Origin of the sequence: Sphingobacterium spiritivorum (assembly GCF_016725325.1) — a bacterium.
Lineage (GTDB): Bacteria > Bacteroidota > Bacteroidia > Sphingobacteriales > Sphingobacteriaceae > Sphingobacterium.
In genome coordinates, this window is the sequence record NZ_CP068083.1 from 1,331,939 (window position 1) to 1,352,698 (window position 20,760).

Consider the following 20,760-nt stretch of genomic DNA (forward strand, 5'->3'; position numbering starts at 1 on the left):
TCTTTAGAAAAGCATCGAAGTTTAGAATACATTTTGTATTTCTTCCATACGTTTTCCAGAATCCCGGTATTAATTTCTTAATGCCTTACCCTTAGTCAGCATAAACTGAATCCTTTCCAGTGTTTTACGCTCAGCACACAGCTCTAAAAATGCTTTCCTTTCCAGATCAAGCAGATATTGCTCTGAAACTTCCGTAGGTGCTGACAAATCTCCTCCACACATTACCCAGCCTAATTTTTCTGAAATTTTCTTGTCATGATCAGAGATATAATTACCGGCACGCATGGAGCTTGCACCAACATATACGATACCTAAGCCCTGTTTACCGAGAACTTTAATATCATTACGCGGAGCAGGCTGTATATATCCGGCATCTGCCAGTTCTAATGCTTTGGCTTTTGCATCTGCCAGCAAACGTGCCCGGTTCATCGTAATGGAATATTTGCCTTCCTCCAGATACCCAAGTTCAAATGCTTCGACGGCAGAAGTAGAAACTTTTGCCTGACCCACTGTAAGGAAACGATCTTTCAATGTATTCTGAACGATCTGATCATCTTTATATTCATCAGAAGCCCGCAATGCAAATTCTTTGGAACCTCCTCCTCCCGGAATCACACCGACACCAAATTCGACCAGTCCCATGTAAGTCTCCGCATGGAGCTGAACGAAATCCGCATGCATAGAAAATTCACATCCTCCACCGAGAGCAAGCTGAAACGGAGCCGCTACCACCGGAATTGAAGAATAACGGATACGCATAGAAGTATTCTGAAAAGCACGCACAGCCATATTCAGTTCATCATAATCCTGCTCCACAGCCATCATAAAGATCATCCCGATATTGGCACCTGCTGAAAAGTTCTTTCCGTCATTAGAGATTACTAATCCACGATACTCTTTTTCGGCCAGATCAATGGCTTTATTGAGTCCCTGAATAACATCTCCACCGATAGTATTCATCTTCGTATGGAATTCACAATTAATGATACCATCGCCAAGATCTATAATCGAAACTCCTGAATTTTTCCAGATTGTTTTTGTTTCGCGGATATGATCCAACACAATCAGATCTTCGGCACCCGGTATTGCTTTATAAGACTTGGATGCAATATCATAATAATGTCTTACCCCATTCTCCACCTTATAAAAGGACTCGTGTCCGGCATTCAGCATATCATGTACCCAGGCTGCAACTTCACCGGTCTGTCCGGGAAGACGCTTGTCTTCTGCTTTGATTTTCTCAATGGTCTCTCTTACGCCTAATGCATCCCATACTTCAAAAGGTCCTATTTCCCATCCAAAGCCTGCACGCATGGCGTCATCGATACGGAAAAAGTCATCTGTAATCTCAGGAACTCTGTTAGACACATATTCAAACAATGGATAGTGCATCGCTCTGAACAACTCCGCAGCTTTATCTTTACCCTGCTCATAGACTTTCATCCGTTTGCGGATATCTTCTACCTGCTTCGTCGCCTCCAGCGTCTGTGATTTCACTTTTTCCTGAGATCCGAATTCAAGTGTTTTCAGATTTAGAGAAAGTATTTCCGAATTGCCTTTTGCATCTTTTACTTTTTCATAAAAACCCTTTTTGGTTTTCTCTCCCAACCACTTGTTTTCAACCATTTTCGTGATGAAACCGGGTAATTGAAAGACTCCTTTTGCTTCATCTTCCGGTGCATTCTGCGCTAAACCATTGGCAACATTTACCAATGTATCCAGTCCTACCACATCTGCTGTACGGAAAGTAGCTGATTTGGGGTGTCCCATTGCAGGACCTGTGTATTTATCAACTTCCTCAACAGTCAGCCCCAGAGGTTCGACCAGATGCGTCAGTGCCAACATGGAATATACGCCTATTCTATTTCCGATAAAGGCTGGTGTATCTTTACATAAAACCACAGTTTTACCTAAAAATTTATCACCATATTCCATCAGGAAGTCTACAACCTCTTTTTTGGTATGAGGTGTAGGAATAATTTCTAACAACTGCAGATAACGTGGCGGATTAAAAAAGTGTGTTCCGCAGAAATGATCCTTGAAATCCTCACTTCTTCCTTCCGTCATCAAATGAATAGGAATACCGGATGTATTGGAAGTGATTAACGTTCCTTTTTTACGGAATTGCTCTACTTTTTCAAATACGGATTTTTTAATATCCAGACGTTCAACAACAACTTCTATCACCCAGTCTGCATGGGCGATATCTTTCATATCATCATCAAAATTTCCTGTTTTGATCCTTTTGACAAATGACTTACTGTAAATAGGTGACGGATTGGATTTAATTGCGGTCTCCAACGATAAGTTGACGATGCGGTTGCGTACCGGCTTGCTGTCCAGAGTAAGCCCTTTCGCCTCTTCTGCCGGCAGCAATTCCTTTGGCGCAATATCCAAAAGCAAAACTTCCAGTCCGATATTGGCAAAATGACAGGCAATTCTTGACCCCATCACTCCAGAACCTAAAACGGCTACTTTTTTAATACTTCTGTTATTCATCCTTTTATATTTTATGTTGCGGCAATATTATCCGCAGCGTTTGATTGTAGTTCTCCCTGATAATCCTTTGCCAGTTCATTTATTTTGATCAGCGTCTTAATCAGTTGAGCCCGTTCTCTGGCACTGATATTTGCTTCCAGATATTGATTAAAACTACGGACCACATCCTTAGCAATTTTTCGCTTCTCTTTACCCAGCTCTGTCAGATAAACCTTGACAGACCGCTTATCCACATCACTGGCTTCCCTGTAAATAAAACCTAAGGTCTCCAGATTATTTAACACTCTGGATAAGCTGGTTGTTTTGACACCTGTCAAATTTGCAATCTGCGAAACAGGAGTGCCTTCCTTATGTATATTGATCAAGATATACCCGGCAGCCTGCGTAAAACCGTATTGCGATGCGATCGTATTGTATTTATTGGCCACAGTCTGCCAACCGGTTTTCATGAAATAATCAATTGTATTATCCTGACTCATAATTTATTTTTAGCTATTTTGCTATGCAAGCATAACAAATTTAATTTATTTATTTGGACATTCCAAATCAGTTCTGTTAATTTTTCGATAAATCTTTGACTGATTTTAATACTTTAAAAATACAATAAAAGTGCTCAGAAAAGATTTTATGCATTTTTACTATTTAATTGTAATGTTTTTATCTTTTTCAAGACTAACAGATAAAGTAATTTAGAGAGAGGCATCCTACTACAATATGGACATCGAAAAAGAATTTATCGGATTAATAACTTCCAATCAGGCCATTATCCATCGCATATGCTGCATGTATGTGGACAACAGAACGGACAGAGAGGATCTGTTCCAGGAAATAGTACTGCAAAGCTGGAAGTCTTTCAAAAGCTTCAGAGGCGACTCAAGGTTCCAGACCTGGCTATATCGCGTTGGGCTGAATACGGCAATCACGTACATAAAGCGGGATCGCAAACATATGCATGCGGAGCTGCAGTTTACACAGGAAAGCTATTGCGAAATCATCTATCAGGAGAATGAAGAGATTCTGGCTATGTATCGGGCGATTGGGCAGCTTTCAAAAATCGAGAAGGCACTCGTTGCTCTTTATCTGGAAGACTACAGTTATAAAGAAATCGGAGATACAATGGGTATGACAGCCAATCATGTGGCTGTTAAAATATCCCGGATCAAAGAAAAATTAAAGGAACTCAGTAAAAAACAACTATCATTATGAAATTAGAAGATCTTAAATATAACAACAGCAGACAGAATAGCCCAACAACTTCCTCTGCCCTACAGTTTCTTCCGGAGGAAGCAATTGAAAAATTAACAACACAAAAATCTACTAATCTGCTCGATACAATAGATGAAAATTTGAAGAAAAATATCAAATACCGGTCACTATTTATTCTCGTAGCTATCGGCATTCTGTTGTATAATTATGAAAACACGTTCTGGGGTTGGTATTTTATTCTGGGATCATTGGTAGAAGCCGGAATGACCTATATCGCCTATAAACTGCGTAAAAAAATTCATGAAAGCTTTGAAACCGACCTTCCGTTATCGGATCGGTTTATTCAAATACAGGAATTGATTCAAAAATACCTGAAATTCAACAAAATAGCACGAGGAAGTATTTTTGTAATATTAGTAGTAGCCGTATCCTTAAAAAACATACAGTCCTTCGATTTACCATCCCTGTTTTCAGGTGATGTAATTTTCAGATTCGTATTTCTGGGACTGATTTTCTATTTCATACATATTTATAGTTTTAAAAAATTCGCCAAACCGCATCAGGATATGCTGGTGGATCTGCACTATTACCTTACAGAATTAGAGGAACTACCTCAGGAAGACATTCAAACAAATACGCAGAATAATCCCGGACAATAAGCAGACATATTAAAATGTGGAAAACTTTTTCACTTTACAAATCAGACGGTTAATATCAAAACGCCTGCACTTATTCACACAGGCGTTAGAAAATTCAAAATTAATTCAATTACCTTTGTTTGTACAAAAACAGAAACAGTATGGCATTAGTTAACATACCCAGATTAGATTTACTGAATTACACTTCAGGTTCTAAGGAACAACGCGAACAATTTATTCAGGATATTGGTAAAGCTTTTAATGAAACCGGCTTTGTGACAATCGCCAATCATGGTCTTTCCAAAGAGTTGATTGATGAATTGTATCAGGTGGTTCCCGCATTTTTTGCTCTTCCTGATGACATCAAATATCAATATGAGTTTCCTGAATTGGCAGGACAACGTGGCTACACTACAAAAGGACGTGAAAAAGCTAAAGACTCCAAAACTCCGGATCTGAAAGAATTCTGGCAGCGCGGCCAAACGATTGTAGGGGAAGAATATTCAAAAACAGATTTCCCGGATAATCCTGAGGTCAACGAGTTACCTCGTTTCAATACGATTACTGCAGAAGTATATAAAAAACTGGAAGATACAGGCCGGGAGCTATTAAAAGCTATCGCAACTTATCTTGATCTGGAAGAAAATTATTTCGAGCAGTACGTTATCAATGGAAATTCCATTCTGAGAGCAATTCACTATTTCCCTATATTACATCCTGAAGAACTCGCACCGGATGCTGTACGTGCAGGAGCACATGAAGATATCAACCTTATCACACTTTTGATTGGAGCCAGCGCAGACGGTCTGGAAGTATTGACTAAAGACGGAGAATGGTACCCGATTAAAGCTAAAGGAGAAGATATTGTGATCAATGTCGGTGATATGTTGCAAAGATTGACAAATAACAAACTAAAATCTACTACACACAGGGTTGTCAATCCTCCTGTAGAAAAAATGGGAACTTCAAGATTTTCAATTCCGTTTTTTTTACACCCTAAATCTTCCATGAGTCTGGCTTGTCTTTCGTCTTGTATTGATGAGAAACATCCTAAAGCATATCCGGATTATACTGCTGGCGAATATTTAGATGAACGATTAAGAGAAATTGGCTTAAAGATGTAATCCCAGCCAATAAAAGTAACTTTTGAAGGAGGAAATGATAAGATTTCCTCCTTTTTTATTTGTGTTCCAGCAATCAATCGATTGCACAACCTTCTCATAATCTTATTATTATACAGCAAAAGAAATAACTTTGATCCTGACATCATAACCAATCACTTAACATGATATTAAAATTTTTCAGAATCAGCCTGCTATTGCTGTTCATATTCCTCTGTCAGACATTAAATGCACAGGAAAAAACATTTACCATTCCCGCAAACAAAGCCTATGCGGTCCCTTACACTCCTGATGAAAAGGAAGTGGGAGTATCTATTCCGGTAGGCTATCCGGAGGACAAAGGCAGTGTTTCGAACTGGACTAACAAGAACCGCAGTGTTGTCTGGTATCTCTATCAGACTGCCGGAACTTACACGCTGGATTTCGACAATACTACTACAAAAGGCAAAAACCTGACTTTTAACCTGGCAATGAACCCATGCTATGTTCCATTGCAAATCTCACCTTCTCAAACACAGATTGTCTTTAAAGGAGAAGGTAAACAAAGCCTGACATCAGCCGGAACTATCCGGATAAATCAGACCGGTTATTATAAGTATGAGCTTTCTCCTCAATCCGAACCCTCCAATGCGATTGTGATTCATAACCTGATATTCAAAAGTGCAACGGACAATGCACACGTCAATCAGACCGATTATCAGTCTACACCTTCTGTTCACATCAACTTTAGCTCATCAGCAGCTACAACAAAATCATACAACTGGCTTTATGAAGAAATAAATGTACCACAGGGTGGAGATCCGCTGCATACCTTCTATATGGCTATTGGTTTCTATAGAGGTTATCTGGGTATACAGACAAATAGTAAAACGGAAAGAAGAGTTTTATTCTCAGTATGGGACAGCAAAGATGCGGAACATGACGCAAGTACGACCCAACATGATTATGTATCTCTGGTAGACCGGTCAGAAGCCACAACAGTCAATTCATTTGGCGGAGAAGGGACAGGAGGACAATCCTACGTCAAATCTGCAAACTGGAAAACAGGTGAAACGGTAGCTTTTTTAATGAATGTATTGCCTCAGGACAACAATTCTGTGATCCTATCGGCGTGGTATAAGCTTGCTTCTCAAGAGCAATGGAATTACATAGCTTCCTGGCGGGCTCCAAAAGAGAACAAATATTTCAATGGATTTCATTCCTTTTTAGAAAATTATGGCTATCCAAATGGTCAGCTTCGCCGTGAAGCAGATTACTTCAACGCATGGGGCAAGGAGGATGAATCAGGTAAATGGATCAATTTTAATAAAGTCCGTTTCAGTAATACAGACGGTAAAGAAGGGCAAAGAATTGATTATGAACAGGGAGTTTCCCCACGTAATCCGAAGTATTTCTATATGTCCAGCGGAGGATATACCCCTACAGTCAAAACAGCAAATGAAGTACCTTTGGCTACCCAGTCTCCACTTACTGATCTTTCAACTTTTGAAAATCGAGTAAAAGAAGCTTTAAATAATGAAGCACTGCATAAAAACAGCGTGAAGGGTAAAACTTTGAAAAAGAAATAATATAAAACCCGACTCCCTTCAGAAGAAAATCTGAAGGGAGTCGGGTTACTAATTTTATGTCCGTTCTTTACAGTTTGATTCCTACTCCTACATTCAGGAAAATATTATGCAGACCAAAGCTTATACTCTCGAATCCTGTCTTCATAATATTATTAAATCCGTAATCGAACTGTGCCAGTGCAAAATAGCGTCTGGAAAAATTATAGTGAGAGCCAAGACTCATTCCGACATCAACCGTACGTACACTCTTTTCAAAATCATATTCTGCAACATCTATATTAATCTTTTCTCCTGTAGGATCTATATTTCTCATATATCCGTTTGTAGCAGTCCCAAAAAATCGCTTCTTAACGGCAAATGCAATATATGGACCAGCCTGCAAATCCCACTTGTCAGATATATTATAAGTAGCCTGAATGGGAATGGAGAGATAGAGATTCTGCACATTAGTCGAAATATCACCGGTATAATATCCTCTCATGTTTTCTGAAGGATCATCATTTGCGTTAAAGGTAGTTTTATACCCTTTTACAGTAGCCTCCGTATTCATACCCTTACCTTCAAATGTCAAACCGAGACTTACGCCCCATTTTTTATCGATGTCATACAAAGCCTTTACTCCAACGAAAAAGGGATGAGCAGGAGCATAACTTCTGATTTTGCGAATCTCTGCTGGAAGAGATAAAGGTGCAGAGCCACCGACTTTCGTTCCGATCGCTGCAGTAAATCTTATTTTCCCGAATACTGTATCCGCAGGAAAATGTTCTTCGGCCTTTGCTGTTATTGAAACAATAACCAAAAAGATTGTTAATATGTAATATATAGGTTTCATTATTTCGTAGTTATTTGTAAATCATCAACAATCAGCACACTTCCGACCGCTCCCTGGAAACTATCGCCATATTTGCTGGAGGACATCACCAGCGCAATGCCGTATTTAAGTTGAGAGACATCATTTTCATTGTATTGTCTTATATAATTAAACGGAATACTAAACTTAGTAAACCCATCAGCAGTAGTCGCTCCTCCATTTTTCAATTGAGCTTTAGCGACGACACTTTTACTTGTTAATACATTTCCTCCATCAAGATAGCTCTTACCTGTTTCCTCAAATAATGCTTCTCTGTTATAGAATACGGCATAAATATCACAGGAATCCTGTGTATTTACCGGCTTGAGATGAAGGTCAGTCACTTGTTTTCCGGGAGTGTATTTGTAATAACCTTCCAGGGTAACCGGAATCTTGCCAAATGGCAATCCAAAATGTGTAGCCTGCAAAGGATTCGCAAACATATCATCCGTATCAAATGAGCCAATAAAAAGATTACCAGCAGCAATTGGTTTATTAAATGCCGCCCCGAAAGCTCCGGTAAGCTTTGTCTCCATATGTACAGCATATTTCCCGTTCTTACTTGACGTCGTTGCATAAGTAGGATAAGATTCAGGAGCTTTTACACTTCCCGGCGTAACAGAAAGTGAGATAGAGAATCCTAAGTTTCCCGAAGACCAGTTATCAAAAGACTGGCCATTCATAATATCGTAAAATACATGATATTTTCCATCAGGGTCAATCTTAACATTTTCAAAATCAAATTCTGAAGGCACAAAACCTTCTGTTATCTCGACGACGGATACTAAATATGATTTTGTAAACTGTTTGTCCTGAGAGGTAACTGTGTACGTTACAGGCTTAACAAAATTCTTAACGGAATCCACCTCAGTTGCTATAGTCGCTCCTGGCGTCAGATCAAACTTTAATTTATAATCGGGACTACCCGCCTCTTTCGGTTTGACATATATGGTTACCGAGTTATTTGTAATAAGGGGCTCTGTAATCAGACTCCCATTCTCTAGATAAACAGCGGTTATATCCGCTTCCATATTTAATGGCTCATCTTTTATACAGCCACTAAGTAGAAATACTACAAAAGCTATACTTACAATTAAAATTCTCTTATACATCATTTTTTATTTTTCATCAAACATATTACAAAACATACAACAGCAATTTTTAATAAATTACATAACAAATAACGGCATTTAAACAAGATCAAAATCAGCAACTAAAAATTCATTAGATAATAAGAGCTTTTAAATTTTAAGCCCAATAATTGATGATAATAAGCAGTAACCTTTTTTATAGAACCTACCCGTTTACCATAAATTAAACAGACTTTCTATTCTTAAAAAGAGAGTGTCTCTCTGATCTTCAGAGGAAGTGCTTTTACAATGAGGTCATAGCTATGATCTATCAGGGCAAATAATTCTTTATCCGAAAGGGCTTGATTGGCATAGACTGTATTCCAATGCTTTTTATTCATGTGGTAGCCAGGTAAAACCGTAGATTCGTACTTTTCACGCAATTCTACAGCATATTCAGGATCACATTTGACATTAAATGACAACTGATCAATCTGATCCAGCCCAACCAGCAGAAAAACTTTACCTGCCACTTTGAAAACTAAGGTATCCGGACCAAAAGGCAACTCTTCCGTGGTTCCTTTTTTACAAATACAATATTCCCGTAGTTGTTCGATATTCATTACCTGTATAAATTGAATGCTAAAATTAACTATTATATCTGAAACTTATAGCCTGAATATGATTATAGCCAGGAGACAGATTACATCAGTAATTTCAAGCATGATTTATTGAAGAACATTCTGGCTCTATATTCATCTGTGAGGAATAAAATTTACAAGTTTATCTTCGCTTTTCACAAAAACGTTAGCGTGGGGAACGATAATTTTGTATCACACTAATACTAATAATTATGAGACATTTAAAAAACTTAGGACTAATTGTGCTGACTCTTGTAAGCACGGCTTTATTATTCAGCTGTAGTGATGATGACAAAGAAGTCACTCCTGCACTTACGCCAAGCGAAATTCTAGCCAGTACAGCCTGGGAAACGACAGGAGCAAAAAATAATAAAGGAGAAAATGTCGCTCTGACAGATGCAAATGTTGCAGGGGCAGTAGGCTTTGCCTATTATGACATTAAAGGCACTTTTATTATTTATGATCTGAAAGATGTATTCAGAATTCAGGGTGACTGGTCAGTCTCGGCAGATGGTAAAACCCGAAAACTGATTGCCAAAAATCCCGAAACCCAAGCCGTTCTGTTTGAAAGAATTGTCGATATTTTAGTATTGACACCGAAAGAATTCACTTACCGCCTATATCCAAACAGTACTGATCGTACGGTGTATTATGACATCATACACACACCGACAACTCACGCTAAGCCAAGTAAATAATAGCTCTCATAGAAATGGCCGGTATCCCTATTTTCCACCGGTCATTTTTTTACCAGATTTAACGGAATATTTTGTAATTTCCAGATATGGTAACCAAGGAAACCTTTGCAACATTAGAACTCAAAGAGTTTCAATTTGATCCCAGATCAGATTACAGTTTGCTGTACCATGGCTCACATGGAAGAAATAAAATTGAGAAAGCACACAAACACGATTTCTATCTCTTATTTTTAATCGAAAAAGGCAGCGGTATACACAGCATAGATTTTATAGATTATTCAGTCGCTGATTTTCAGATCCATATTTTATTTCCGGATCAGGTTCACAAATGGGATCTGGGAGAAGAAACTTCAGGATATCAATTGATGATCAGTAAGCGGGTATTTGAAACATTCTCGACTTCCATGCAGTTTTCTTTTTTGTTATATCAGGGGCACCCGGTCATTCCTCTTTCGCAGCCTCTTTTTCACGATCTATTATTTGAATTTGAAAATCTGAAGAGAGAGCTTGCCTTACATCCTGTTTATTGGGATATTGTGTATTCCAGAAGTAAACTGATTACTCAATTAGTGAACCGGGAAATTCAAAGTAAATTTGATGATATTACTGTATACCAGACAAACCCTACGCTGATGCGATATCACTCTTTGATTGATAATCATTACAAGCAAGAGAAAACAGTTGCATTCTATGCGAATCAATTAAACATATCGGCCAATTATCTTAACATTCTCTGTAAAAATAATCTTAAAGTAACGGCCCTGTATCTGATACAGACTCGCACAACACTTGAAGCTAAAAGGTTACTTCACAGTTCACAGAAAACTATTAAGGAGATTACATTTGAACTGGGATTTAATGATATCCCCTACTTTTCCAATTTTTTCAAAGGGCAGACAGGTGTTTCTCCCCGTCAATTTCGGGAGCAGTTATAATTTTTACAAGTTCTGGAATAAATCCCGCATCAATTCGGCTTTAAAGGTTCTTATTTTTGTTAAAACATCTCAAGTCGTCCTATGCATTCCATATCAAGAAAAGATTTTATAAAGAGTTCGTCTCTGCTACTGGCAGGTGGCAGTGTATTAAAAGGAGAAGCCTCCCCTGTGAAACAAGCTATTCAGATGGAACCAACCAACACATACAATAATTCAGCATTAGTCCTCAAGAATGTCCGATTGGAAACAGGTTTTGAATACGAAAATGAGGAAATCATTGGAACCAAAACAGACTTGTTTACGCTGGAATTCGAAAACGGAAAAATAAAAGCAATACTTCCTAACAAGCCTGATGCAGAAGCCGTGGATGCCAAAGGCTTCTTAATGCTTCCTGCAATGAAGGATATGCATATCCACCTGGACAAAACCTATTATGGTGGCCCCTGGAAAGCCCGGTCTAAGAAAAACAGATCGGTCAAAGATATGATAGTCTTTGAACAGAAGCTAATGCCTCAACTCTTGCCGTCATCAACTTATCGTGCAGAAAAGCTGATCGAGCTCTTACAGTCTCATGGGGTGAATTTCGCGAGAAGTCATGTCAATATAGAGCCTGCCTCTAAACTTGATTCGTTAAAAAATCTACAGGTTGCCATTGAGAACAAAAAAGATTCGTTTGGTACAGAATTGGTAGCCTTTCCGCAGCATGGAATATTCTACTCTCACTCAGAGCAACTAATGAAAGATGTCGCCACCATGGATATAGATTTTATCGGCGGACTAGATCCTTTCTCCATAGATGGAAGCATTGAGAAAAGTATTGACTTCATCGTCCAACTGGCCTTGGACAATAATAAAGGAATAGATATACATCTTCATGAAGGAGGGGAATCCGGACTCAAAACGGTAGAATACCTTATTCAAAAGGTAATGGAAAATCCCGCTTTACAGCATAAAACATTTTTGAGTCATTGTTTTGTTCTGGCGAAAATAGAAAATCAGAAACTTCAGGAGACTGCCGAAAAACTATCAAATGCTCATGTAGGCATCATATCTACTGTTCCGTTTGGAGGCATTATCATGCCTATCCCTACTCTTTATAAATATGGAGTAGATGTACGTACAGGTAATGACAGTATCATCGATCATTGGAATACATTCGGATCCGGAAGCATTCTTCAGAAGTCCAACCTGATGGCTCAGTTATATGGATATTCAACAGAATTTGAGCTATCCAGATGTTTAAAGATTGCGACTTACAATATTCTTCCGCTCGATGACCAAGGCAACAGACAGTGGCCTCAGATCAACGATCAGGCAGATGTTATTCTCGTAGATGCAAGCTGCTCCGCAGAAGCTGTAGCACGGATATCACCTGTCAAATCATTAATTCATCAGGGTAACATTATTTATTAATCTTATGATGAATCAATTTTTCTTGTTCTTTTCCATCATTTTTCTCAATGCCTGCGAGTCAGATATGAAAACCGAAATGTCGTCACAACTTCAGACTTCTATAGTAGAAGCTGTTAAATCAAATAAACTGGCAGAAGTAGAATCCCTTCTTAAAAACGGAGCCAATGTCAATTCAAAAGATAAAAATGCAAAATCATTGTTGTTAATTGCGACCCAGTCACGATACATCGAGATGGCGAAATTGTTGATCAACAACGGAGCCGATGTCAATCTGCAGGATGATATTTTCGACAGTCCGTTTCTGTATGCCGGAGCAGCAGGACACACGGAATTAGTAAAGCTCTTTCTTGAACACGGAGCCCGCTTCGATGTTTACAACCGTTACCATGGCACGGCTTTGATTCCTGCATGCGAAAGAGGACATCTGGATGTTGTAAAATTACTGTCCGGAACTCCGAAATTCCCTATTAATCATATTAACAGACTTGGATGGACAGCTTTAATGGAAGCCGTAGTCCTCGGAAATGGCAGTGAAGTTTATGTCGAAATCGTGAATACATTGGTAAAAGCAGGCTGTGACATCAACATTCCGGACAAGGATAATATAACAGCTCTGGAACATGCAAAAGCCAGAGGATATACCGCTATTGCTCAGGTTCTGGAGAATGCAGGCAAGCGATAAACTCAAAAAAAATCATCCCTACCTCATTGAAAAACATAAACGTCCGGCAAAATTGCCGGACGTTTATGTTTTTATAATAAGTATTATTAAAGATATCAGCTTAACAAACTGATCAGTTCACGCTGAATTTCTTCACCTTTATCCTGATTATACCATTTTTGGATTTCTTCTTTTATTTCTTCAAACTCAGCTCCTTTTGCTTTCATCTCCACAAAAACAGCTGTGCATCCATCAGGTCTTGGACCCCATACGGCCAGATCTTTCCCTTCTTCATCCCGAATAATCAATTTAGGAATAGACTTTCCACCGTTGGTCAGATATTGCTCAATTAAAAAAGGAGCTGTATCCCTCAACTGGATATCCAATTCAATATTCGGATTGTCTTTAACCATCTTATAAATCATCGGAACCGAATGTGCAGCATCTCCGCACCAGGGTTCGGTAATCAGAATCCAATGTTGTTTTGTTGTGATAGTTGCGAAAAAAGCTTTTGCTTCTGCTGAAGGTTCAAACTTTTTTAACCAACGGCTCATCCTGCTCCAGTTCATTTTGGTATAGTGAAAATATTCTTCATCCTGATACGCCTCGTGTGCCGCAGGATTATTAAGAATATCTTCGAAATACGCTAAGTATGCTTCAAATTTCATGATCTGCCTTCTAATAATGTTTTTTGAGAGTGCAAATGTGACAAAATAAATATACCAAAGCAATAAAGACAGAGCATTAAAACAATGATATGACAGTTTGTCACTCAAAATGTAGTTTAAAACCTTATTTGTGCGATTTTGAGCCAAAGCTGCCAATTGGCATAAGGGTTGATAATAGTATTGCGAAACATTAAAAATAAATAAAATACAAGATATGTCTAAAATTATAGGAATTGACTTAGGTACTACGAACTCATGCGTTGCTGTAATGGAAGGTAACGAGCCAGTAGTTATAGCCAACAACGAAGGTAAACGTACTACACCTTCTATCGTTGCATTTGTTGATGGAGGAGAGCGCAAGGTAGGTGATCCTGCAAAACGTCAAGCAATTACAAATCCCCACAAAACGGTTTATTCTATCAAACGTTTTATGGGTACATCTTACGATGAATCTGTTAAAGAAGCAGAACATGTACCATATAATGTCGTAAAAGGTGACAATAATACACCTCGTGTAGAAATCGACGACCGCAAGTATACTCCTCAGGAGATTTCAGCTATGATTCTTCAGAAAATGAAGAAAACTGCTGAAGATTTCTTAGGTCAGGAAGTTACAGAAGCCGTTATCACTGTACCTGCATACTTTAATGATGCACAGCGTCAGGCTACAAAAGAAGCAGGAGAGATCGCAGGTCTGACAGTAAAACGTATTATCAATGAACCTACTGCTGCTGCGTTGGCATATGGTCTGGATAAAGCGCATAAAGACATGAAAATCGTTGTCTTTGACTGTGGTGGTGGTACACATGACGTTTCAGTTCTGGAATTAGGTGATGGTGTATTTGAAGTAAAATCTACTGACGGTGATACACACTTAGGTGGTGACGACTTTGATAATGTAATCATCAACTGGCTGAACGACGAATTCAAAAATGAAAACAATGGATTTGATCTGAAAAAAGATCCTATGGCATTGCAACGTCTGAAAGAAGCTGCTGAAAAAGCAAAAATTGAATTGTCAAGCACAACTTCTACAGAAATCAATCTGCCATATATTACAGCTGATGCTACAGGTCCGAAACACCTGGTACGTACATTATCACGTGCTAAATTCGAATCTCTTGCTGCAGATCTGATCCAACGTACTATCAAACCTTGTGAATCTGCATTGAAAAATGCCGGATACAGCAAATCTGACATCGATGAAATTATCCTTGTAGGTGGTTCAACTCGTATCCCTGCAATCGTTGATGCTGTTAAAAACTTCTTTGGAAAAGAGCCTTCAAAAGGTGTTAACCCGGATGAAGTAGTAGCATTAGGTGCTGCAATTCAGGGTGGTGTATTGACAGGTGAAGTAAAAGATGTATTGTTATTAGATGTTACACCTCTTTCATTGGGTATCGAAACAATGGGTGGTGTAATGACCAAATTGATCGAAGCGAATACAACTATTCCTACGAAAAAATCTGAAACATTCTCTACAGCATCTGACAACCAGCCTTCTGTAGAAATTCATATCCTTCAGGGTGAGCGCCCAATGGCAGCTCAAAACCGTACAATCGGTCGTTTCCACCTGAATGATATTCCTTCAGCTCCTCGAGGAGTGCCTCAGATCGAAGTAACATTTGATATTGATGCCAACGGTATCATCAAGGTTTCGGCAAAAGATAAAGCAACCGGAAAAGAGCAAAATATCCGTATTGAAGCATCTTCAGGTTTATCTGATGAAGAAATCCAAAAAATGAAACAAGAAGCTGAAGCAAATGCGGATGCGGATAAGAAAATCAAAGAAGAAGCAGATAAAATCAATGCTGCAGATGCTTTAGTATTTTCTACTGAAAAACAACTAAAAGAATACGGAGATAAGATCTCTGCGGACAAAAAAGCAACAATCGAAGCTGGTTTAGAGAAATTAAAAACTGCTTATGCTGCTAAAAACTTTGCAGATATCGATACTGCCTCAGCAGAATTACAAGCTGCATGGAATGCTGCTTCTGAAGAAATGTATGCAGCATCTAACAATGGTGCACAACCTCAGGGTGATGCCGGACAAGGCCAGCCAGGTGGAAATCAGGGCGGAGCAGATGATGTAACTGACGTAGATTACGAAGAGGTAAAATAACAACCTCCTTTTTACATAACAAAGCCCGAAGGTAATACCTTCGGGCTTTTGTTTTTAAGCTCTAATCTTCCTCTTCCAGCTCAAATAATTCTTCAACAGACTTTTCCAAAGCCTGTGATATTTTTAAAGAAAGTACGGTCGAAGGAACATACTTACCTGCTTCTAAGGCATTAATGGTTTGCCTGCTCACATTTACCAAAATGGCTAATTGCTCCTGAGAATACCCCTTTATAACCCTGTTTATTCTAATATTATTCTTCACCTACACTCTTCTTATTTAATCTGAAAATACTAATATGAAAGATGATGATATAAAATAACAGCAGTTCCTGAGGAAATAAGGATATGATCCTCACGAACGTAGTACCATAAACAAAAACAGTAGCTATAAAACAAAAAATCAAGGCGTAGATAATAGCCCAGGACCACGAAAACAACCGGACTGAATTAATCATCTCATCCTCAACCTTATTCCTTGAAAAAGCTATAGCAGCCAGACCAAAAAGAGTTAAACTAAGAAACAAAGTCAATGTAATTTCCACCTCCATAAACTTCAGAAATCCTTTTTCACTCATAAAAGTATCATTGATAAGAACAAAAGATTTAGTGTAGATGCCTTCTCCTCCTCTTTCTATGCTATCAATTACATAAAGAACAAGGGTCAGTGTAAATAAAACCACGCCTATCCAACGGAAATATCGGGGTAATAAAGGGATTTTTTTCATAATGATTTATAGGTTTACATTTGTTAATAAAACAAATGTAAAACAAACTTTACATTATGACAAATAAACTTTACTTTTTATAATGGCTTAATATTCCTTTATCGAGTGTTGCCCACATACCGGCAGGCATATTTGCTCTTTTCAATCCCTGATTGGTCCAGGTATTACAGGAATAAAACATACTATAAGCACCTTTAGCCTCATAGAAAGCGTCCGAATTTGTATACTGTGCGTTTGTCTGTATCACAATTGGATTTCCCTGACTATCATAATCCAATGCTTCCTCAACATGATCTATAAGCGCATGATATTGAGCTGTATCGATCATCCATTTATAACACAATTCATCTTCCACGATACGCTTATAGTAAGTTACATGTAATGCTGTTTCTCCCAGACCTGTTGCTGCCACAAATGCTGTAGAAGCTTTAAGATCTTTCCATTCCGGTGTATTCAGATAAAATCCCTTATCGCCCCAGCCTATACTCACATAATTATAGACTGTATCTTTACTTATATTATTACTGTAAGGGAAGACAGTTGTCCAGTCCATATTGTCCTGCTTTACAGGAAGTACAAGATCTGTATGTACGCCATTAGACATAATGTATACCGTGATGGTCTTTGGAGCGTCTGATGTGGTCACACGAGCGGGTATCCGGGATAGAATACGTTCTGCTAACCAGTAAACTAATACAATGGCGATGATAGAACCGAAAATTATCATCAGGATTTTAAACATTTTTCTGAGCACAGGCTTATCGTGTTAGAGATTGTTAACTTATTATCAAACATAAAAAAATCCCGTAACATATTGTCACGGGATTTCTATTAATCGTATCTATCGCTTAAAATAATTTTTCCGGATAAGCTCCGTCCGCTACAAGCTTGGAAATGCTCTCCTGAACGATCTCTTTATCTTCTTTATAAGTTACTCCAAACCATTTGGATGAAGTCGGGATTACTTTAAAGTCTGTCTGTCCTGTTTGAACCAGTGCGTCCGCTACAGAAGGAATAAAGAATTCAGATTTAGGATCATCCGCATTTTCTTCCACAAATGTGTGGAACATTTTTTCTGCCTGTTCAAATACCAATGGTGTAAAACCCCAGAAGTTCATAGAAACACGGCTATTCGGATCCAGCTCAGTCTCTACTCCGTTTTCCTCAAAAACGATTTTCTTCTCCCCATCGATCTCTTTATAATAGATCTTTGTACGTTCAGTCACACTTTTCATATGACCAGAGTCTGAGACTTCGCAGACACCTCTGGATACATATCCGTGATCTGACAAAGTATTATCTACACGAAATCCCATGAGAGCCATTTGCTTATCTGTCACTTCTGTTGTCAGAAATTCCGCCATCTTCACAAAAGAATCCGTTCCGTAAAAATCATCTGCATTTATTACACAAAAGGGCTCATTGATCTGATTTTTCGCACTTAGTACAGCGTGTGCCGTGCCCCATGGTTTAGAACGCTCTATCTCTCTGTCTATTCCAAATTTTTTCAAATCGAAATCCTGAAAGGCATAATCAACTTCAATCTTACCGCTCAACTTAGCGTCAAAGACTTCTCTCATTTTATCGACAAATTCTTCTCGGATAATAAATACGACCTTTCCGAACCCGGCATTAATCGCATCATAGATAGAATAGTCAATAATAGTCTCGCCGTGAGGACCAAAACTATCAATTTGTTTTAAAGAACCATAGCGACTAGCCATTCCCGCAGCTAATATCAATAAAGTTGGTTTACCCATATTTTTTATTATAGTTTACAAGTTGAAAATAACAGTGTTACTGAAAGTTGCAAAGATACAATTTCTATTATTTTTTCTTTAGAAAAGCTGTTAAAAGTCCGTTAGCCAGCTTACTTAGTAACTTCACGCCTTCTCTGGCCAATGTAGTGGTGGCTGTTTTCTGTGCAGCTTCCATTGGTGTTTGTCTTCTGGAAGCGGGACGGCCTGATGCTGACTGCGCTTTGGCAGCCTCCTGCTGAGCCTTAGCCCGTTGTGCTTCTTCCATTTTTTCTTCAATAATTTCTTCTGCACTCCGGTTATTGACAGACTCTTTATATTTCTGCAGTAAAGGCGAATTATTGATAATGTCCGTGTACGTTTGCGGATCTACAGGCCCCATTACAGAGCGCGGCCCTATCATATGTGTAGCGACTACTTCGGTAGGAATACCTTTATCATTCAATACGGTGATCATGGCTTGCCCTGTACCTAAAGAAGTAAGAATCTTATCTATCTCATAAAATTCAGAATGCGGATATGTCTTTACAGTCTTCCTCAGTGCTTCGGCATCGTTGGGCGTAAATGCCCGCAGCGCATGCTGAACACGGTTGCCCAATTGGCCAAGAACTGTTTCGGGTACATCCGTTGCAGCCTGCGTACAAAAGAACACTCCAACTCCTTTTGACCGGATCAAGCGTATGATCTGCTCTACCTGAGAGAGAAATGCTTTCGAAGCACCGTTAAACAACAAATGAGCCTCGTCAAAGAAAAACACAAGTTTTGGTCTGTCCAGATCACCTACTTCCGGAAGATTTTTGAAAAGCTGTGCAAGCAGACTTAATAAAAATGTAGAAAACAATAAAGGCTGGTCCTGTACATCCGAAATATTTAAAAGGCTGATAACACCCTTACCGTCTATTTTCTGGAACAGATCCTGAATTTCAAATTCTTTCTCTCCGAAAATATGTGCCAGCCCCTGCTGTTCGATGGCTACTATTTTTCTCAGAATTGTCCCGGAGGTAGCTGAACTGATGCGGCCGTAATCATTACTGATTTCTGCCGCTCCTGGCCCATCTGAAAGATAGGAAAGCAGTTTCTTTAAATCAACAAGGTCTACTAAAGGCATTTGCTTATCACCGGCATATTTGAATATCGCCGCTAATACACCTGACTGTGTTTCATTCAAATCCAGAATACGGGACAAAAGTACCGGCCCGAAGTCCTCTATAGTGATCCGCATTGGAATCCCCTTATTGCCACTCAGCGAATAGAGCTCTACAGGAAAATTCTGAGGTTGAAAAGGGTATGCAATAGCCTGCCCTCTTTCCTCCAGTGCCGGATTCGATTTTCCTTCCTGCGCAAAGCCGGATAAATCACCTTTCACATCCAACATAAATACGGGAACCTGCTCATTGGAAAGTTGTTCTGCAATAAGTTGCAAAGTCCTCGTCTTACCGGTACCAGTAGCACCGGCAATCAGACCATGTCTGTTCATCATCTTCAGTGCAAGGTTTACTTTTGCTTCTGCGACGATCTCTCCATTGAAAATTCCTGCACCCAAGAAAATAAAAGCACCCTTAGGTTGATAAGAGGCTGTAATCTTTTCAATAAACTGTTCCTTTGTTGCCATAAAGTTCTATAATACTATCTTCGGATATAATGTGAAGATAAGATAGTTTACGGACTATATCAAAGATCGTGCAAAAAGCTTTGAATAGAATTTTGTATCTGAAAAGTCATCTTTTGCAAAATTTATGTTATAAAAAGTCATTTATTTAGTCTTTAATTTTGTTTTTTATTTTTTTCGCCTATTTTTGTGTTGTTAGTATAAAGTAACACGAACCAGAATGTTTAGCAGAAAGCACAGAAAAGTATCAGCATTAATTTGCTTTTTCATCTTCTTCACGAAGATGATGATTTCTGCTACACCTATCTTTTCTTCTTCTGTAGACAAGGATCACATCCTGCAAGTCGTACTACAGATTGAGATTGAGAATAACGCAAAAGCGCCATCTCAGGCTGAAGATCATCAGGATAGTGGTTCTAAGTATTTCAGTGGAACTGCCGACATTACTACATTCTCCTGTCCGGAGACAGTCGTCAAGAATAATGAATTCCACTTGTGGGATGAAAAACACATCTGTGCCTTTCATCCGTCTGTACCCACCCCTCCGCCTAACTGTTAATCAACTATCGCATTAGTTGA

At 38.8% G+C, this 20,760-nt stretch carries 21 protein-coding genes; 10 read left to right on the forward strand and 11 right to left on the reverse strand.

All coding sequences use genetic code 11. The features are described from left to right. Positions 1-69 precede the first annotated feature (69 nt). Both I6J02_RS05430 and I6J02_RS05435 read right to left on the reverse strand, forming a co-directional pair. Positions 70-2,499, reverse strand: coding sequence for a 3-hydroxyacyl-CoA dehydrogenase/enoyl-CoA hydratase family protein (locus I6J02_RS05430; protein WP_201680785.1), 2,430 nt, complete (start codon positions 2,497-2,499; stop codon positions 70-72). Between the two features lie 11 nt (positions 2,500-2,510). Next, positions 2,511-2,978 (reverse strand): MarR family winged helix-turn-helix transcriptional regulator, encoded by a 468-nt coding sequence (locus tag I6J02_RS05435; RefSeq protein ID WP_003012112.1) that lies wholly within the window; start codon positions 2,976-2,978, stop codon positions 2,511-2,513. Between the two features lie 235 nt (positions 2,979-3,213). Between I6J02_RS05435 and I6J02_RS05440 the strand changes: the two genes are divergently transcribed. The 4 genes from I6J02_RS05440 to I6J02_RS05455 all read left to right on the forward strand — a co-directional run bounded on the left by I6J02_RS05440 (position 3,214) and on the right by I6J02_RS05455 (position 7,032). Continuing rightward, positions 3,214-3,705: an RNA polymerase sigma factor gene (locus tag I6J02_RS05440; RefSeq protein ID WP_201680786.1), complete on the forward strand. Its 492-nt coding sequence runs from the start codon at positions 3,214-3,216 to the stop codon at positions 3,703-3,705. After that, positions 3,702-4,364: a hypothetical protein gene (locus I6J02_RS05445; RefSeq protein ID WP_201680787.1), complete on the forward strand. Its 663-nt coding sequence runs from the start codon at positions 3,702-3,704 to the stop codon at positions 4,362-4,364. Before I6J02_RS05440 ends, I6J02_RS05445 begins: the two co-directional genes overlap by 4 nt. Before the next feature lie 140 nt (positions 4,365-4,504). After that, positions 4,505-5,467, forward strand: a complete 963-nt coding sequence (locus I6J02_RS05450; RefSeq protein ID WP_201680788.1) for an isopenicillin N synthase family dioxygenase — start codon at positions 4,505-4,507, stop codon at positions 5,465-5,467. Between the two features lie 161 nt (positions 5,468-5,628). Continuing rightward, entirely contained in the window at positions 5,629-7,032 is a 1,404-nt protein-coding gene (locus I6J02_RS05455) for a DUF3472 domain-containing protein (RefSeq protein WP_201680789.1), read from the forward strand. A 67-nt stretch (positions 7,033-7,099) separates the two neighbouring features. On the opposite strand, the gene I6J02_RS05460 is transcribed toward I6J02_RS05455, so the two are convergent. The 3 genes from I6J02_RS05460 to I6J02_RS05470 all read right to left on the reverse strand — a co-directional run bounded on the left by I6J02_RS05460 (position 7,100) and on the right by I6J02_RS05470 (position 9,575). Next, on the reverse strand, positions 7,100-7,864 hold the full coding sequence (locus I6J02_RS05460) for a porin family protein (protein ID WP_201680790.1): 765 nt from the start codon (positions 7,862-7,864) through the stop codon (positions 7,100-7,102). Then, on the reverse strand, positions 7,864-8,997 hold the full coding sequence (locus I6J02_RS05465; RefSeq protein WP_236582306.1) for a PCMD domain-containing protein: 1,134 nt from the start codon (positions 8,995-8,997) through the stop codon (positions 7,864-7,866). Before I6J02_RS05465 ends, I6J02_RS05460 begins: the two co-directional genes overlap by 1 nt. Positions 8,998-9,215: 218 nt before the next feature. After that, positions 9,216-9,575 (reverse strand): MmcQ/YjbR family DNA-binding protein, encoded by a 360-nt coding sequence (locus tag I6J02_RS05470; RefSeq protein WP_201680791.1) that lies wholly within the window; start codon positions 9,573-9,575, stop codon positions 9,216-9,218. 230 nt (positions 9,576-9,805) lie between these two features. On the opposite strand from I6J02_RS05470, the gene I6J02_RS05475 reads away from it, so the two are divergent. From I6J02_RS05475 to I6J02_RS05490, 4 genes are all read left to right on the forward strand, one after another. Beyond that, complete coding sequence (locus I6J02_RS05475) at positions 9,806-10,291, forward strand: DUF4822 domain-containing protein (RefSeq protein ID WP_236582307.1); 486 nt, start codon at positions 9,806-9,808, stop codon at positions 10,289-10,291. Between the two features lie 86 nt (positions 10,292-10,377). Further along, positions 10,378-11,226, forward strand: coding sequence for a helix-turn-helix domain-containing protein (locus tag I6J02_RS05480; RefSeq protein WP_201680792.1), 849 nt, complete (start codon positions 10,378-10,380; stop codon positions 11,224-11,226). 81 nt (positions 11,227-11,307) lie between these two features. Beyond that, positions 11,308-12,639 carry an amidohydrolase gene (locus I6J02_RS05485; protein WP_201680793.1) on the forward strand — a complete coding sequence of 444 codons (1,332 nt, stop codon included), beginning with the start codon at positions 11,308-11,310 and terminating at the stop codon, positions 12,637-12,639. 4 nt (positions 12,640-12,643) lie between these two features. After that, entirely contained in the window at positions 12,644-13,321 is a 678-nt protein-coding gene (locus tag I6J02_RS05490; RefSeq protein WP_236582308.1) for an ankyrin repeat domain-containing protein, read from the forward strand. Positions 13,322-13,416: 95 nt separating this feature from the next. Here the strand turns inward: I6J02_RS05490 and I6J02_RS05495 are convergent, their stop codons facing one another. Beyond that, entirely contained in the window at positions 13,417-13,968 is a 552-nt protein-coding gene (locus I6J02_RS05495) for a thioredoxin family protein (protein WP_201680794.1), read from the reverse strand. 214 nt (positions 13,969-14,182) lie between these two features. On the opposite strand from I6J02_RS05495, the gene dnaK reads away from it, so the two are divergent. Continuing rightward, positions 14,183-16,090 carry a molecular chaperone DnaK gene (dnaK, locus tag I6J02_RS05500; RefSeq protein ID WP_201680795.1) on the forward strand — a complete coding sequence of 636 codons (1,908 nt, stop codon included), beginning with the start codon at positions 14,183-14,185 and terminating at the stop codon, positions 16,088-16,090. Positions 16,091-16,151: 61 nt separating this feature from the next. On the opposite strand, the gene I6J02_RS05505 is transcribed toward dnaK, so the two are convergent. The 5 genes from I6J02_RS05505 to I6J02_RS05525 form a co-directional block, all read right to left on the reverse strand. Next, on the reverse strand, positions 16,152-16,352 hold the full coding sequence (locus tag I6J02_RS05505; protein ID WP_201680796.1) for a helix-turn-helix transcriptional regulator: 201 nt from the start codon (positions 16,350-16,352) through the stop codon (positions 16,152-16,154). Then, a complete protein-coding gene (locus tag I6J02_RS05510; protein ID WP_201680797.1) occupies positions 16,342-16,815 on the reverse strand; it encodes a hypothetical protein in 474 nt (157 codons plus the stop codon). Before I6J02_RS05510 ends, I6J02_RS05505 begins: the two co-directional genes overlap by 11 nt. Positions 16,816-16,885: 70 nt before the next feature. After that, positions 16,886-17,557: a TIGR02117 family protein gene (locus tag I6J02_RS05515; RefSeq protein ID WP_201680798.1), complete on the reverse strand. Its 672-nt coding sequence runs from the start codon at positions 17,555-17,557 to the stop codon at positions 16,886-16,888. A gap of 106 nt (positions 17,558-17,663) precedes the next feature. Then, positions 17,664-18,575 (reverse strand): NDP-sugar synthase, encoded by a 912-nt coding sequence (locus I6J02_RS05520; protein WP_003012066.1) that lies wholly within the window; start codon positions 18,573-18,575, stop codon positions 17,664-17,666. 67 nt (positions 18,576-18,642) lie between these two features. After that, a complete protein-coding gene (locus I6J02_RS05525; protein WP_201680799.1) occupies positions 18,643-20,184 on the reverse strand; it encodes a helicase HerA-like domain-containing protein in 1,542 nt (513 codons plus the stop codon). 217 nt (positions 20,185-20,401) lie between these two features. Between I6J02_RS05525 and I6J02_RS05530 the strand changes: the two genes are divergently transcribed. Continuing rightward, positions 20,402-20,740: a hypothetical protein gene (locus tag I6J02_RS05530; RefSeq protein ID WP_236582309.1), complete on the forward strand. Its 339-nt coding sequence runs from the start codon at positions 20,402-20,404 to the stop codon at positions 20,738-20,740. Positions 20,741-20,760 lie beyond the last annotated feature (20 nt).